Source organism: Streptomyces sp. NPDC031225 (assembly GCF_055570355.1).
Window position 1 is genome coordinate 121,205 of record NZ_JBVIHJ010000016.1, and the last position, 14,508, is coordinate 135,712.

Consider the following 14,508-nt stretch of genomic DNA (forward strand, 5'->3'; position numbering starts at 1 on the left):
TGGTCTGGTCTGTCGACGGCGCTGTGACCTGCGACGGCCGATCAGTTGACCTGGCTCGGCTCCGCCACCGTGTTCTCCACCGCGCTCACTCCCGGCCGGAGAGAGGAGCGCGTAGCTCGACGCGGAGCCGGATGGTCGTGTCGATGGGCAGCCCCAAGCCGGAGTGCCGAAGATCCTTTGCATAGCGTGCGATGAGGTCCAAGTCCCGCAGTTGCCGCTGCAGTTCTGAGGCGAGCGCTTCGTCCGTGTCGTCGGCGAGTTCGCCGTCTTCTTGCTCAGCCAGATACTCGAGGCGCTCGTCGGTCGCCTCAACCGCCCGGCTACTGGTCGAGACGGCGAACTCCTGACAGTCGAACAGGTAGGCAAGTGCGGCATACAACGTCGCCGCCGCAGCCGACTCGTCCGCGTCATCCGGCCCGTCCTGGCCGTCGTTGTGGCAGTACTCGCTGAGCAGGTACTCGCCGACCCCACGCTTTACGGCCGAGAAGGCGGTCGAGTTGCCGAGCACGCCCTCCCATACGGAGTTGAGCAGGGGGCGCAGGCTTACGGTGAAGGGAGCCTGTTCGTCTTCCGGCAGTGCCTCATGCCAACTCATCAGGCGTTCCGCGACACCGGCGGCGAATACGCCGCGCTCGCCGGACGACGCGGCCGTCAGCCGCTCCGCCACCAGCGCTGAAAGCTTCTGCCAAGTATCCATTCGAGCCGCCCCAGAGTCGCGATACCGGCGTGCTCACACCGGTAGGCCGATCATCGCAGTCACCACTGACAGCGCAGCACGTGAGCTCCACGAGGAAGGCGCGGGTACTGAACGGTTGCGCACGAGCGGGCCCTACAGGTCCGTCCGGCATGGTCAGCATGATGTCGGTGACGCACGGGTCGTCGTCCAGCTGCTGTCGCAGCGCCTTCAGGTCACGCGGCGAGTCGCATCGCCGAGGCGTGGCAGGCGGGGTGGTGAGCAGGGCGAGGCGCAGCGGGCATGGGCCGCCGCTGACGCGCGCGGTTCTTGCACGGTGTCCGGGGTGTCGGTCGACGAAGTCAACGAAGGTGGACCAGGATCCGGCCGGCGTTGGTCGGATCCGTCTCCACACGGGCGTAGAGCTTCCTGAGGTGCTTCTGCGCAAGCACCGCCAGCACCCGCTTCTTCAACTGGCCCGTCCCCTTGCCCGGGATGATCTGGACCGTGTCGACGCCGGTGGCGGCTGCCTTGAAGAGGGTCTGCCGCAGGGCCGTGTCGATGGCGCGATCGCTGCGGAAAACGGGGTGCAGATCCAAGGTGAGCAGGGCCATCGCCTCCGATGAGCTCGACCCCCGGGACATGCCGGGTCCCAATGGGGCTCGTCGTACGGTCGCAGCGTATGCGATCCTCTTCGCCCCCGTCCCCTCCGCAGTTCCCGTACTTCGGCCGCGCTGCTGGGGCTGGGACGCTCGACTGCGGTGCGGCGGTACGGACGACCAGGTGCGGTGGTCGTCGGATGACTGGACACCGGCCGTGGTGACGCCGCGGACTGTGCTGACCGGGCGGTGGTCGCCGAAGTACGAGGGATGGCTTCCGACGTAGCCCGGGCGTTCTGCTCAAGGTTCACCGCATGCAGGGTCTGCTAGATGAATGCGTCTGCGGAACCACGGCGTACGTGCTCTCTTGTGGTTACTCAGAAACTATAGGAGAGTGCGTTGAGCTGGAAGAACGTACTCTTCGGTGACAGGGAAACCTTATGGAGACCAAGCAGTTCACGGGCTCACCCGAAGACGCGGACCTGAGGCGTGCGGACTCTCTGGCGCGGGAGATCTTCTCGGACGTCGCCAACAAGTGGGCGTTCCTGATCATCGAGGCTCTCGGAGAGGGCACCCTGCGCTTCAGCGAGTTGCGTGACGAGGTCGAGGGCATCAGCCACAAGATGCTCACCCAGAATTTGCGCATGCTGGAGCGCTACGGCCTGGTCGAGCGGACGGTGCACCCCACAGTGCCGCCGCGGGTCGAGTACACCCTCACCGAACCGGGCCGAGCCCTGCGTGCCACGGTCGATGGAATGTGCGGCTGGACCCACCAGTACCTGGGTCACATCGAGGCCGCCCGCCGTCGCTTCGACGTCTGACGGGTGCACAGCACTCGCAGAAGGCGTTCGGCCGTGGCCGTGGTGAGCAGACCTCTGCAGGCTGCGTAGACGCGTTGGCCGAGCAGACGTAGAGCCCAGCCAAGGCCGGACCTGACGACGACGGGCACTCTGCGTCGTACTCCGAGCCTGTGTCGTGAGGAAGTGCCGCAACTCGCCCAATGCCGCTCGATTACGGCACGAGGCCGGGGCAGGCCCCGTTGCGGCTCACGCCGGCTTGAGCGCAGCCACCTTTCCGCCTGGCGGGATCGAACGCGTCGCCCGGCAGCAGCGCCGTACGGCGGTAACGCCTGCACGTGACCCAGATGCTGGAGCGGTCCCTGCAGATCGCCACCACCGTTGACTCGCCAGGCACGGGCGCCATCTGGCGATGGACGGACACGACCCTGTCGGCGTGGTCACTGCTCCAGGTTCGTCCACCGGCTGACGCGGCTGACGGGCCTACTGTTCGCGATCCTGAATGCGTGGGAATGGCGGCCCGGGCCCGGGGCAGACGGTCGCTGTACAGGGCATGTTGAATTTGGTGATCAGGGAGACTCACGATGCTCATGGCACACCCCGCGGTACTGATGAACCTGGTCGAGCAGTACGAGACGCTGCGGATCCTGCATGCCGAAGAGGGCAGCCCCGAGGTGCGTCGCCGCATGGACGACGTCGCCTACACCCTGTGCGTGTCGACCGGCACCTGCGACATCGACGCCGCCCTCATCGCCGCCCGTCACCAGTTGCCCGGCGCCCGCCCGCAGGACGATTCCCTCCTCACCGCCTGATCGATCTTCGCGTTCGTACCCCGACCCCGACCTCGGTGTGCGAGTGCAGATGCGCCCAGCGTGGCCAGCCTCGATGAACCAGCTCGGCCGGCCACCAGCCCCGGGCGGCGGCCGGTTCACGCGTCCGCCGGCTCCGCCTGGGTCGTATCGGCTGTGAGGTAGTCCTCCGTGATCTCCTTCGGGCCGAACGGCCACACCTTCTCGAAGCGTGCCCACAGCACGAAGGCCACGCAGCCGAGGGCCAGCCACGCCAGGGACCACTCGATGGGGTGGCGTCCTGGCGAGTTCTTGTCCGAGTAGCCGTAGATGACGCACCAGCCGACGAAGGCGATGACGCTCGGGATCGGGTAGAGCCACATCCGGTACGGACGCTTCAGCGTCGGCTGGCGCCTGCGCAGCACGCTCAGTGCCACGATCTGGGCTAGGGCCTGGACGATCACCATCACGGTCGTGAGGAGTTGGATGAGGGTCGCCAGATCGGTGTGGCGGCCGATGAGGAATCCGATCGCGGTGATGACGCCCATGGTCGCGATGCCCAGGGTCGGGAAGCGGTGCTTGGGGTGCAGCTTGGCGTAGGGGCGGAAGAAGACCCGTTCGCGGGCCGCGTCGTACGGTACGCGCGAGCCGCCGAGCAGGCCGGTGAAGACGGAGGCGAAGGCGGTGATCAGGATGAGGACGGTGACCGTGTCGGCGGCACCCTTGCCCCAGGTCTCCTCCAGCACCGCCGAGGCCACCGAGGTGGAGGCGATGTCCTTCGGATCCGTCATGCGGTGCCAGTCGATCACGCCGAGCGTGCCGATCTGCAGCAGCAGGTAGATCGCCATGATGCCCAGGATGGAGAAGATGATCGAGCGGGGCAGGTTGCGCCCGGGATTCTTGATCTCGGCGCCCATGTAGGCCGTGGTGTTGTAGCCGAGGTAGTCGTAGATGCCGATGGTCAGGCCGCCCGCGAAGCCGATCCAGAAGCCGCTGCTGCCCAGGTCGAAGGCGTGGGCAGGGTAGGTGAACGCGAGGTGGGGGCTGAAGTCGCTCGCTGCGGCGACGATGACCAGCGCCACCGAGGCGATCATGACCGCCCACATCACGGCCGTGATCCGCGCGATGTGCTCGATGCCCCGCCACAGCAGGATCACGACCAGGGCGATGACGCCCAGGCCGATCAGATCGCCGGAGGTCTGCCCCAGTCCGGGGGCGAGGTAGCCCAGGTACTGAACGAAGCCGACGACGCCTGTCGACATGATCAGCGGGATGAAGAGCATCGCCGTCCAGACGAACAGGAACGGCATCAGCCGGCCGGTGCGGTACTGGAAGGCCTGGCGCAGATAGACGTAACTGCCGCCGGAGCCGGGCATCGCCGCGCCCATTTCGGCCCACACCAGCCCGTCGGCCAGGGCGAGGACGGCACCGGCGACGAATCCGATCACTGCCTGCGGCCCGCCGAAGGCGGCCACCATCAGCGGGATGGTGACGAACGGGCCGATGCCGCACATCTGGCTCATGTTGATGGTGGTGGCCTGGAACAGGCCGAGGCGGCGGACGAAACCACCGCCGGGTGGCGGGCTACCGGACATGAGGGCTCCTGGGGTGGGTGCGAGGTGAAGGGGTGAGGTGCGGCGTGCGGGCCGGTATCCGGTGTCTGTAGCCCGATAAAGTTAAGTAGCCTTACTTGATGCGTCAAGAGAGGGGGCTCCCTGTGCGTGAGAATGGTGGGATGGCCGCCGGTGACGTCGAAGAGCAGCAGGAACAGCCCTGGAACCGGCAGCGGTTGCGCAGCACCAACGAGCGGTTGCTGCTGGAGCGGCTGCGCGCGACCGGCGCCACCTCGCGGGCACAGCTGGCCCGTGAGAGCGGCTTGTCCAAGCCGACTGTCTCCAGCGCGCTCGCCTCACTGGAAGCGGCCGGTCTGGTCCACGAGGTGGGCACCCACGTACCCGAACGCGGCCGTACGGCAGTGCTGTACGCGCCGGACCCGGCGGCCGGCTACGCCCTCGGCATCGACGTGGGCCGCAGCTGGCTGCGGGTCGCCGTTGCCGACCTGGACGGCACCGTCGTGGCCCGCTCCGACGTGCGCAACCACGCACGCAGCTCGGCCACGATGGCCGACCTGGTGGTGGCGACGGCACGGCAGGTGATCACCGGTTCGGGCGTGGCACCGGACGAGGTGGCGCACGCGGTGGTGGGCACGCCCGGTGTGTACGACGAGGAACAGCGCAGGGTGCGGTACGCGATGCACCTGCCGGGCTGGGGGCGCGCCGGACTGTTCGACCGGATGCGCGAGGAGTTGGGCGTCCCGCTGGAGGTGCACAACGACGCCAACCTCGCCGCGCTCGGCGAGTACACGTACGGCGTCGGGGCGGGCAGTCGACTGTTCGCGTACATCCTCATCGGTACCGGTCTCGGCATGGGCGTGGTGAGCGAGGGGCGGCTGTTCACCGGGGCGCGCGGTCTCGCCGGGGAGATCGGGTTCCTGCCGTGGCCCGGGCAGCAGAAGCCCGAGCGGCTGGAGGACGCGGTGTCGGGCGTGGCGGTCGTGGAGGCGGCGCGCCGGTTCGGGATGAGGGGTCAGCTCACCGCGAAGGCGGTGTTCGACGCGGCCCGGCAGGGAAACGACGCCGCGGTGCGGGCGGTGCGGCTGGAGGGTGAACGGATCGCCCACACGGTGGCGGTCGCCGCGGCCGTACTCGACCCGGATCTCGTGGTTCTCGGCGGCGGGGTCGGGCACAGTGTGGACCTGCTCCTCAAGCCGGTGCGCGACAACCTCAGGGCCCTGACGCCACTGCGCCCGAAGATCGCCCCGAGCCGGCTGGGGGAGGACGCGGTGCTGCTGGGCGCGGTGGCGACGGCGCTCGGGACGGCTCGGGATGTGGTGTTCGAGCAACGGTCGGGTGCGTCGTAGGACTCCGGGGCAGAGAACCGGGCGGCTGGGCCGGGAACCCGACCGCCCGGCGGAATCCGGTGAGTTCACGCTCTGTCGTCGTCGCGCAGGACGGAGTACGGCGGACTGCGTGGTGGTCGCGGCCGTGCCCGTCGGACGGGGGAGAGGTCACACCTGGTGGTGCGCTGTGTAGACGGTCGCGGCCATCGGCGCCGTCACAGGTCCGCTGCCGAGGAGGGCGGCCATCTTCTGTGTGACGGCGGCCTGGATGGTCTGCGCGTCTTCGCGGGCCTTGAGGGCGGCGCTCACCGGTGTGCCGGTGAGGAACCCGGTGGCGACGGAGGCGGCCGACTCCGCGACCCCGTCCAGCGTGACCTCCACGGTGGAGGCCAGGGTCAGTCCGGCGGTCGCGAGGTCCGCGGCGACCACGGCCGGATCGCTGTAACCGTGGGGCACGTCGTTGACGAACGAGGGCGCCCCGTCGGGCATGGACTGCTCCAGGGCCATCTGGAAGGCGGCCCCGAAACCGTGCGAGGCCAGCGGGCCCCAGCTGTTGAACAAGAACCGCCCCTGCGGGGCAAGGACCCTGCCCACCTCGCCGTAGGCGGCAGCTCTGTCGAGGAAGAACATCACCCCGAACTGGCACAGAACCAGGTCGAAACTGCCGTCCTCGAAGGGCAGCTCCTGGGCGTCCGCCTGTCGCCAGTCGGCGCCCGGCACCCGTGCTGATCCGGCGGTGACCATCGCTTCGTTGAGATCGGTCGCCACCACCGAGGCCGTGGGCACCGCGGAGAGCAGGGCCTCGGTCAACGCCCCGGTTCCGGCGGCGAGCTCCAGCACGGTGAGCGGCTGCAGCGCCGCCGCCCGGGCGGCCAGGTCGGCGGCAAAGGGGCGGAAGAAGACCGGCACCAGGTGGCGCTCGTAGGCCTCTGGCATGGACTGTGTCCACCGCCGGTTCGCATCGTCTGTGCTCACTCGACAGACACTAGCCCTGCGAGAGGTCCACGGCACCGGCTCAGTCGCCGCGGCGTCAGGCCGTCGTGAAGTCGGCGTCGGGCCCGGCCCGGGGGCGGGGGAAGAGCGGTGGTTCATCCCCGGCACGCTGCGCACACCGTCAGGAGTTCCCCGGCCGACGGTGATACCCGCGCGCTCTCGCCGCTGACGTCCGGTACGCCGGACACGGCATTCCGGGATGTCAGTGCTGATCGTCGAGGACGGGGCCGTCGGCGGTGACGCGGTGGTTGGTCGCGGCTGGGCCTCGGGAGGCGGCGGTGCCCCGCGAGGAGCCTGGTGGCGCCGTGATGGAAAAAGTCTGATCGACAGGGCAGTCGAACCCCGTTCCGTACCCGTCTTTACAGGAGAACGAGGGAGGGCCTATTGAACGCCGACGAGGAACGCCAGTTCCGCGAGTTCGTGGCAGCGCGGTCGAGATCGCTGCTGCACACGGCATACCTGTTGACCGGGGACTGGGAGCAGGGCCGGGACCTGCTCCAGACCGCGCTCGCCTCTACCGCCCGGCGTTGGTCGAAGCTGCGCGACCGGGAGCAACCGGAGATCTATGTGCGCCGGGCGCTCTACCACGCCCAGGTGGACCGCTTCCGACTCCTCAGCTGGGGGCGGGAGACCGTCACGGACATGCTGCCGGACCGCCCGTCCGGGCAGGGCTCCGACTTGGCCGACGCCGTGGTCCAGCGGCAGGACATCATGGCCGCGCTGCGGCGGCTGCCCAAGCGTCAGCGTGCGGTGATCGTGCTGCGTTACTTCGAGGACCGGCCGGACAACGAGATCGCCATGATTCTGGGCGTCGCTCAGGGGACGGTTCGCAGCCAGACCCACAAGGCCCTCACATCGCTCCGCACCACGCTGGCCGAGGCAGGGCAGACGGCGGCTTCCTCCACTGCCTCCGGAAGGGGCCTCATCGCATGAACGACTCGAACGAACACCCGCTGCACGACACGTTGCTGCACGATGCCCTGCACGCCCACGTCCTGGACAGCGGGGACGACTCCGGTGCCCACCTGGTCGGCCTGGCCGACGGCGCGTTGCGGGTCGCCCGGCGGCGGCAGCGGCTGGCCCGCGTGGGGGTCGGTGTCGTCACCGCCGCCGTGGTCGCCGGCACCTGGATGGCCGTCGCGGACGGCGCGACCTCGAGCGGGCACGTGGTGCGGCCCGCCGCAGGGGGTGACACCGGGAAGGCGGTCCCGGTGTCGCTCCTGCCGATCACCTCGGAAAGGGAGCAGGCATGCACCGAGGCCGGCGGGCGCTACTCCATGCCCGCGACCGCGGACCATCCGGCGTTGTGCGTCCAAACCGATCGAACCAGGGGCTTGAACGACATCCGTGTCGCCTCCGCGAAGGCTGAGAAAAGCACCGTCGACGGCACCTGGCAGGTCCTCGCGACCCTCAGCCCCGCCGACCGGACCCGTTTCGCCTCCCTCACCGGCTCCATCGCGGGGGCCCCGTATCCGCGCAACGCATTCGCCATCGTCATCGACGGCAAGCTCTGGGGCACGCCCTACGTGTCCGCCTCGCTCACCGGCGGTCGATTCGAAGTCGTCGGGGGCTACCTCGGGGACCTCACCAGCGATGCCGCCCACGACCTCGCCCAACAGCTGGATCCCGGGTGAGTCGTTGAACAGCCGACTGCTGCTGGGGCGTTGACCAACCCGCTCACGGCCGATCTCATCCGGTGAGGGCGATCGAGACGCCGTTGTCCCGGTCGACGGTCAGGGTTTGCGGGCGAGGGCGGCGGCGATGAGGTGTTCCCAGACCGTGAGTTGCAGTTCCCCCGTGCTGTTCCAGGCGGTGCCGGTCTGGTCGGGGCGCCACAGGGGAGCGGGGACGATGCCGGGGTCGAGGATCTCCAAGCCGTCGAGGAGGGCGGCGAGTTCCGCGTCGGTGCGCCAGCGGCCGCGGCCGAACGTCTGCTGGAGGACCTTCTCGGCCTCCTGCGTCTCCGGGTTGTTGCCGGAGCGGAAGTGGCTGACGAAGAAGTGGCTTCCGGAGGGCACCTGGTCGCGCCAGTAGCGGACGATGCCGGCCGGGTCCTCGTCGTCGTTCACGTGATGGAGGATCGCGCTGAAGATGACCGCGACGGGTCGCGTGAAGTCGATCAGCTCGACGGTGTCGGGATGGGTGCGGACCCCTTCGGGGTCGCGGACGTCGACGGCGACGACCCGGGTGCGGTCGTCCTTCTCCAGCAGCGCCCTTCCGTGGACCAGGACTTGGGGGTCGGTGTCGACGTAGACGACTCGGGCCTCGGGGGCGTGCCGTTGGGCGACCTGGTGGACGTTGTCGGCGGTCGGCAGCCCGCTGCCCAGGTCGATGAACTGCCGGATGCCGGTGGTCTTCACGATCTCTGCGACAGCGCGGGTCAGCGCAGAGCGGTTGGCGTAGGCGATGGCCACCGAGCCGGGCAGGTCGCGTTTGAACACGTCGCCGATCTCGCGGTCCACGGCGTAGTTGTCCTTGCCACCCAGCAGGTAGTCGTAGACGCGCGCGATGCTGGGCTTGGCCGGGTCGATCGAGGAGCCTTCGTACGTCATGACGTCCATTTTCCCTGCAACATCGCCTGCTGACCACGTTTTTGCGATGCCTGGGTCGACTCATGTGCAGGCGGCCAGGGTTGGCGTCCCTTGGTGGACGGTTGCGGGCGGGGACGGTCGGCGTGCGACGACAGCCACGTACGGAAGCCGGCGGTGTGGCACGAGGTGCGCAGAGCGGCGAGAGGCACCGCTGCAACGCGCTCAACGACCGTCCTCGCGAGCGGCGCGGGATCGTCACCGCGGCGTTCGAGCCGATGCGCTTCCTACGTGGCCCGTGGGTCTTGCCGGCGCTGACTCCTATTGCCTGGGCCGAACCCGAACCCAGGCCCAGGCCCAGGCCCAGGCCCCGGCCCAGGCCGTACGATCCATCGGACGACCACGTCCACAGTGCCGGGCTCCGTCCCAGCAGTGCCTGTCGCGTTGGGGCTGCGCACCGTCGGGCACGAGCTCAAGGGGACGGCGTGACCGGGGGCCGCAGGCCGAGCCACTGTTCAGCGTCCCAGGCATGGAACCGCTCTACCTCGGTGAATCCCAGCTTTGCCGCGAGGCGCATCGAGGCGAGATTGGCGGTCTGGGTGGCGAGGACCACCGGCTCGCCCGGAAGGACGCCGTCGAACCAGTCGAGTGCCGCCGCGCACGACTCGGCGGCGTATCCGAATCCCCACGCGCGGGGCAGGAACAGGTAGCCGAGATCGGCCTTCCCCGCAGCAGCCGGGCGATGGCGCTCCGATGCTCTCCTGAGCAGGATCTGGCCGATCATCGCTCCGTCGAGATCAACGACGAAACTTCCCGGCCACCGCCCGGGCACCTCGGGCATCTCACGCTCAAGCTCGTCACGCCGCCGGGGGCCACCGAGATAGGTGTGCACCTCCGGCGAGGCGTGCAGCTCGATGAACGCCGCACGGTCCCCGGCCTCGGGTGCACGGAGCACGAGCCGCTCGGTCTTGATCGGGGCAGGCGGCCACGCGACAGGCCCAAGTTCAGTCATGCCGATCAATCAATCAGCGGACTCGGCGGCGATCAAGGCTCGCGGACCGGTCCACCCAACGTTCCGGACGTTCCGGGCCGATCGCTGTGAAGCCGGCCTCCTCGGGTGCGTTCGGCTCCGACGGATTCTTCCGCTTCGGAGGTGGCGGGACTGCACCGCCCGGAGGAAGGCGCGGGCGTCGGCTCTGCGCGCCTCCGCCGACCTGGCGGAACCCGCCCCTCGTACGGACTTCCGCACTATCCTGACGTCGCCTTGACAGCGTTGTCCGCAGACCTCACCGCCTCGGGGGACCGTGTGCCAGCTCACGAACAGCCCGCCGGGGGACCGGACTTGGACGAGCTGCGTCGGCGGACCGTGGCCACGGCCCCGCAAAGCGAGGCGGGGATGGTCGTCTGCGAGAACCTGGTGCGGATCTACCAGACCGAGGGTGTCGAAGTACAGGCCCTCCAAGGCCTCGACCTGACCGTGGCGCAGGGCGAGATGATCGCGGTGATCGGGGCCTCCGGCTCCGGCAAGTCCACGCTGCTGCACATACTCTCCGGCCAGGACGTGCCCACCGCAGGGGCCGCCGAGGTCGCCGGACACGACCTGTTGGCGATGAAGCGCCGCGAGCGGCTCGGCTACCGGCGCGGCACCGTGGGCTTTGTCCGGCAGCAGACCTCCCGCAATCTGCTTCCCTATCTCTCGGCGGCCGAGAACGTGATGCTTCCGATGACGTACACCGGGATCAGGCGCTCCCGGCGCCGGGCCCGGGCGGAGGAACTGCTCGACCTGCTGTCCGTCGGCCACTGTCGGGACCGCACCCCTGACACGCTCTCCGGCGGTGAGCAGCAGCGGGTCGCCATCGCCGTCGCCAACGCCAACGAGCCGCGGGTGCTGTTCGCCGACGAACCCACCGGCGAACTCGACACCGCCACCAGCGACGAGGTCTTCGCGGCGCTGCGCCGGGCCAACGAGGACCTGGGTGTCACCGTGATCGTGGTGACCCACGACGCGTTGGTGTCCGAGCAGGTGCAGCGCACCGTACGGATCCGCAACGGCCGTACCTCGACCGAGGTGCTGCGCCGGGTCGCCACCGGCGAGGACGGTGTCCAGGTGCTCACCGCTGAGGAGTACGCCGTCTTGGACGCCGGCGGACGGCTGCAGCTGCCGGGGGAGTTCACCGAGCGTCTGCACCTGCGCAAGCGGGTGCGGCTGGTCCTGGAGAGCGACCACGTCGGTGTGTGGCCCGACGAGGCCGCGCGCCGCGCGAGGTCCGACGCGCAGGACGCGGCCAACGGCGGCCCAGAGTGCTGAGAGCGCCGAGACAGTCGGTTGTGAGTGGGGCGCCGGTGGCTGTCCGGGTCGCCCCCCGCGTGCCGAGCCTTCACGTGAGGCGTAGGACGCCTGCCAGTGCGCGTCGGCGGGCCAGGACGGTCTCGGTGATGGTGGCGGCCAGGATCAGCGCGGTCACGCCGGCGACGAGGGCGACGGTCAGCGAGTAGTCGGTGTGCAGCGCGGGTTGGGCCGGGCCGCCGGTGAACTGCCGCAGGTCCAGTGTCCGCGCCATGAGCCGGGGTTCGAGCAGCCCGAGCAGTGTGCCGCCCACCGCTGAGGCGAGCGCCAGCGGCAGCAGTTGCAGGAAGTGCAGCGCCCCGGCTTCCTTGCCGCCGAGTCCGAGCGTGCGCAGGAACGAGGTGGTGCGGCTGCGTTCGTGGGAGGTGAGAGCCAGTTCCAGGATGAGCGCGAGCAGGCCCGACAGGGCGGCCAGGATCGAGCTGGTGGTGTAGATCGTGCCGAGTCCCCGCGTCAGACCGTCGGTGCGCAGAGTGCTCAACGTCTCGGAGCGGACGCGGATCCGGGCCGTCGGCCCGAGCGTCCTGGCCGCCGCCGACCGCAGTGCCGCTGGTTTGACGGTGGCGGGGTCGTCGGCCTTGAGGAGCAGGACGGTGCTTCCCGAGGGCTGACGAGGGATCAGGTGATCGGCTCTGGCGGTGGTGATCAGCATCGGCGTGCCGGCGGCGATCTGCGCTGTGACCGGCCCGAGGAGGGGGTCGTGCAGTTCTGTGGCGGTGAGGGTGCCGACCGGCTTGAAGGTCAGGTCCTTCGGGGGCTTGCCGTAGGGCACGACCGTGGAGGTGAAGCCGCCGGTGCGCTCGCTCGCCCGCAGGCCGGGCGAGAGGAGGGAAGGCAGCGGGGCGTTCGCGTCGGCTCGGGTTTCCGTCGGGGTGGCGAGCCGGGACAGCAGGGCGCCGGCCAGCGGTGACTTCGGGGCGACGGCGACCAGTTGCCGTGGATTCACGGTGATGACGGCGACCTGGGAGATCACCGTGCCGTCGGTCCGGCCTACCAACTGGAGGCTGTACAGGTGCTGGAGAGCGGTCCGTAATCCGGTGGTGCCGGTCCCCGGTCCGGGGGCTGCGGTCCCGGCCACCTTCGCGCTCGCGTCGGCGCCGGTGGTCCAGGCCGCACCCGTCGACAGCCCGTCGTCGACCGTCCGTTGCACGAGGCCGCCGAACACGGCGGTTCCCAGGGTCAGGACCAGGACGAAGAGGGCGAGCCCGGTCGCCGGTGCGTCGTGGGCGGCCCGGGCTGCCCCGATGAAGGCCACCGCTCCCCGCCCGCGCCGGGTCTGCCGCAGCACCGGGCGCAGGACGAGCGGGTACACCCGCAGCAGGACGAGTACGACGGTCAGCGCCACCAGAACCGGCACCGCGCCCAGAATCCCGTCGGGCCTCTGGGTGCGCAGCGCGACCACGCCCGCCGCCGTCGTGAGCAGCACCGTCAGCTCCAGGACCACGCGGCGGCGGACGGCGATGTTCCGGCGCGAGCGCCGTAGCCGGGCGGGTCTGCGCGGCTCGCGGACCGCGAGCCAGGTCATCAGAGGCACCGTCAGCCCTACCGCCGTGGCGGCGAGGGCGGCGGTCGTCGGTTGCGGTGATCCGGAGGTGCCGGTGGGAGCGAGGGCCCCTCCGGCCGCCCAGCCGAGTACCGCGGCGATCAGTACGACCGGCCAGGCCACGGCGCAGCGCAGCAGCACCAGCCGAGTGGTGGACGCGCCCCGCGCGCGCTGCAGGCGCAGATGTGCCTGCCTTCGGCGCAACAGCAGCCGTACCGCGACGATGACGGTGGCCAGTGCGACCGCGGCCAGCGCGTCGACGGCGAACGTCGCCAGTTCCCTGGCCTGTTGGTCCTGGGAGGTGAAGGCGGCGAGCAGCGGGGTCAGGGAGTCGGTCACCAGCAGGGGCCCGGTGGCCTGGCCGCCGATGTGGCAGCTGATGTCGCCGGTGATCGGGTCGAGTCCCTGACACAGGGCGTCGCTGAGGTCCGCGCTGTAGTGGGACAGCGGCCCCGTCAGAGCGCGGGCCCGGTCGAGTGCCGCCCCGGACAGGTCGGCGCGCAGCTGCCAGGTCACCCGTGGGCCGCTCACCCCCGCGCCGGCCAGCAGGTCGGCGGCGTCGAGGCCGACGAGGCCGCGGACGGCGAGCACCGTGCCGGCGGAGTGCTCGGCCGGGTAGCGCGACGGCTGGTCCAGCGTCTCCTGGCCGGTCCAGAAGTCGTCGGCCCCGGCCGTGGCCCGGAAGACCCCGCTCACCTGCAGTTGTGCCCGGGGCGGGGCGTCCTGCACCCCGAGCGTCTTGGCGAACTCAAGGGTGAGCCGACTGCCGACCCGGACACCGAGCGCCTGCGCGGTGGCCTGCGACAACCCGATCTGGGGCGCGCTGCCCAGCGGCGTCCGGTCGGCCGGCGCGTGGCCGCTGACGTAGTGCAGGTGGGCTCGCGCGGTCGGCAGGTAGCCGACCGAGACCTGGGTGCTGGTGTTGGCCGTCCCCGGCGTCGTCCCCGGCCCCGGCGGCTGCGGTGAGATCAGGGATGCCTGGTTGTAGTCGTAACTGCCGCCGGTGATGGTCACATGGCGCGCGGCGGGGCCGCTCAGCTGCTCGGTGAGGGTGCGGCCGGAGTCGAGCAGGGCTGCTGTGTCCACGGAGGGCGGCACGGTGTCGAAGACCTCAGGCGTGGTGCTCAGGGCGATCTCGGGCGCTTGGGTCAGTGCGGCGTCGACGCGCTGCCGTAGCGCCCGGTCCTCCTGACCGCCCACGAAGGCGGGGACCCAGGCGCAGAGCGCCGTCAGCATCAGGACCACCATCGCCAGGCAGGCCAGCAGCGGCAGGTCGCCGCGTGCCTCCCTGCGTATCAGGCGCCGCGTCACCGCCGCGCCCGGGCCCACGGTTCGCATCAC

Annotated in this window: 13 protein-coding genes; 6 read left to right on the forward strand and 7 right to left on the reverse strand. The window is 70.1% G+C overall.

The genetic code is table 11. The annotated features are described in order from the left end of the window. Positions 1 to 85 precede the first annotated feature (85 nt). Together ACZ48Z_RS26385 and ACZ48Z_RS26390 are read right to left on the reverse strand one after the other, a co-directional pair. Positions 86 to 697, reverse strand: coding sequence for a hypothetical protein (locus tag ACZ48Z_RS26385; RefSeq protein ID WP_468738357.1), 612 nt, complete (start codon positions 695 to 697; stop codon positions 86 to 88). 338 nt (positions 698 to 1,035) lie between these two features. Continuing rightward, complete coding sequence (locus ACZ48Z_RS26390; protein ID WP_200698450.1) at positions 1,036 to 1,287, reverse strand: Smr/MutS family protein; 252 nt, start codon at positions 1,285 to 1,287, stop codon at positions 1,036 to 1,038. Positions 1,288 to 1,712: 425 nt separating this feature from the next. Between ACZ48Z_RS26390 and ACZ48Z_RS26395 the strand changes: the two genes are divergently transcribed. Next, the gene (locus tag ACZ48Z_RS26395) at positions 1,713 to 2,093 is read left to right on the forward strand and encodes a winged helix-turn-helix transcriptional regulator (protein WP_468738358.1); all 381 of its coding nucleotides are present in this window, start codon (positions 1,713 to 1,715) and stop codon (positions 2,091 to 2,093) included. Between the two features lie 560 nt (positions 2,094 to 2,653). Further along, positions 2,654 to 2,881, forward strand: a complete 228-nt coding sequence (locus tag ACZ48Z_RS26400; RefSeq protein WP_468738359.1) for a DUF5133 domain-containing protein — start codon at positions 2,654 to 2,656, stop codon at positions 2,879 to 2,881. Positions 2,882 to 2,997: 116 nt separating this feature from the next. Here the strand turns inward: ACZ48Z_RS26400 and ACZ48Z_RS26405 are convergent, their stop codons facing one another. Continuing rightward, positions 2,998 to 4,452, reverse strand: coding sequence for an APC family permease (locus ACZ48Z_RS26405; RefSeq protein ID WP_468738360.1), 1,455 nt, complete (start codon positions 4,450 to 4,452; stop codon positions 2,998 to 3,000). A gap of 140 nt (positions 4,453 to 4,592) precedes the next feature. Here ACZ48Z_RS26405 and ACZ48Z_RS26410 point away from each other — a divergent pair, with 140 nt between their 5' ends. Beyond that, the gene (locus tag ACZ48Z_RS26410) at positions 4,593 to 5,777 is read left to right on the forward strand and encodes an ROK family transcriptional regulator (protein ID WP_468738361.1); all 1,185 of its coding nucleotides are present in this window, start codon (positions 4,593 to 4,595) and stop codon (positions 5,775 to 5,777) included. 147 nt (positions 5,778 to 5,924) lie between these two features. Here the strand turns inward: ACZ48Z_RS26410 and ACZ48Z_RS26415 are convergent, their stop codons facing one another. Further along, on the reverse strand, positions 5,925 to 6,692 hold the full coding sequence (locus ACZ48Z_RS26415; protein ID WP_468738362.1) for a class I SAM-dependent methyltransferase: 768 nt from the start codon (positions 6,690 to 6,692) through the stop codon (positions 5,925 to 5,927). A 441-nt stretch (positions 6,693 to 7,133) separates the two neighbouring features. Between ACZ48Z_RS26415 and ACZ48Z_RS26420 the strand changes: the two genes are divergently transcribed. Further along, positions 7,134 to 7,682 carry a SigE family RNA polymerase sigma factor gene (locus ACZ48Z_RS26420; protein ID WP_468738363.1) on the forward strand — a complete coding sequence of 183 codons (549 nt, stop codon included), beginning with the start codon at positions 7,134 to 7,136 and terminating at the stop codon, positions 7,680 to 7,682. Continuing rightward, positions 7,679 to 8,383 carry a SecDF P1 head subdomain-containing protein gene (locus ACZ48Z_RS26425; RefSeq protein ID WP_468738364.1) on the forward strand — a complete coding sequence of 235 codons (705 nt, stop codon included), beginning with the start codon at positions 7,679 to 7,681 and terminating at the stop codon, positions 8,381 to 8,383. The genes ACZ48Z_RS26420 and ACZ48Z_RS26425 overlap by 4 nt, the downstream gene beginning before the upstream one ends. Positions 8,384 to 8,482: 99 nt before the next feature. Here ACZ48Z_RS26425 and ACZ48Z_RS26430 read toward each other — a convergent pair whose 3' ends face one another. Continuing rightward, on the reverse strand, positions 8,483 to 9,301 hold the full coding sequence (locus ACZ48Z_RS26430) for an SAM-dependent methyltransferase (protein ID WP_468738365.1): 819 nt from the start codon (positions 9,299 to 9,301) through the stop codon (positions 8,483 to 8,485). A gap of 448 nt (positions 9,302 to 9,749) precedes the next feature. After that, a complete protein-coding gene (locus ACZ48Z_RS26435; RefSeq protein WP_468738460.1) occupies positions 9,750 to 10,289 on the reverse strand; it encodes a GNAT family N-acetyltransferase in 540 nt (179 codons plus the stop codon). A 330-nt stretch (positions 10,290 to 10,619) separates the two neighbouring features. Between ACZ48Z_RS26435 and ACZ48Z_RS26440 the strand changes: the two genes are divergently transcribed. Beyond that, positions 10,620 to 11,585 (forward strand): ABC transporter ATP-binding protein, encoded by a 966-nt coding sequence (locus tag ACZ48Z_RS26440; RefSeq protein ID WP_468738366.1) that lies wholly within the window; start codon positions 10,620 to 10,622, stop codon positions 11,583 to 11,585. Between the two features lie 70 nt (positions 11,586 to 11,655). Here the strand turns inward: ACZ48Z_RS26440 and ACZ48Z_RS26445 are convergent, their stop codons facing one another. Further along, positions 11,656 to 14,505, reverse strand: coding sequence for a hypothetical protein (locus ACZ48Z_RS26445; RefSeq protein WP_468738367.1), 2,850 nt, complete (start codon positions 14,503 to 14,505; stop codon positions 11,656 to 11,658). Positions 14,506 to 14,508 lie beyond the last annotated feature (3 nt).

What these genes read in the sequence shown, in the direction of transcription:
- ACZ48Z_RS26385 (WP_468738357.1), bottom strand. Translation starts at nt 697, where the DNA reads ATGGATACTTGGCAGAAGCTTTCAGCGCTGGTGGCGGAGCGGCTGACG.
- ACZ48Z_RS26390 (WP_200698450.1), bottom strand. Translation starts at nt 1,287, where the DNA reads ATGGCCCTGCTCACCTTGGATCTGCACCCCGTTTTCCGCAGCGATCGC.
- ACZ48Z_RS26395 (WP_468738358.1), top strand. Translation starts at nt 1,713, where the DNA reads ATGGAGACCAAGCAGTTCACGGGCTCACCCGAAGACGCGGACCTGAGG.
- ACZ48Z_RS26400 (WP_468738359.1), top strand. Translation starts at nt 2,654, where the DNA reads ATGCTCATGGCACACCCCGCGGTACTGATGAACCTGGTCGAGCAGTAC.
- ACZ48Z_RS26405 (WP_468738360.1), bottom strand. Translation starts at nt 4,452, where the DNA reads ATGTCCGGTAGCCCGCCACCCGGCGGTGGTTTCGTCCGCCGCCTCGGC.
- ACZ48Z_RS26410 (WP_468738361.1), top strand. Translation starts at nt 4,593, where the DNA reads ATGGCCGCCGGTGACGTCGAAGAGCAGCAGGAACAGCCCTGGAACCGG.
- ACZ48Z_RS26415 (WP_468738362.1), bottom strand. Translation starts at nt 6,692, where the DNA reads ATGCCAGAGGCCTACGAGCGCCACCTGGTGCCGGTCTTCTTCCGCCCC.
- ACZ48Z_RS26425 (WP_468738364.1), top strand. Translation starts at nt 7,679, where the DNA reads ATGAACGACTCGAACGAACACCCGCTGCACGACACGTTGCTGCACGAT.
- ACZ48Z_RS26430 (WP_468738365.1), bottom strand. Translation starts at nt 9,301, where the DNA reads ATGACGTACGAAGGCTCCTCGATCGACCCGGCCAAGCCCAGCATCGCG.
- ACZ48Z_RS26435 (WP_468738460.1), bottom strand. Translation starts at nt 10,289, where the DNA reads ATGACTGAACTTGGGCCTGTCGCGTGGCCGCCTGCCCCGATCAAGACC.
- ACZ48Z_RS26445 (WP_468738367.1), bottom strand. Translation starts at nt 14,505, where the DNA reads ATGCGAACCGTGGGCCCGGGCGCGGCGGTGACGCGGCGCCTGATACGC.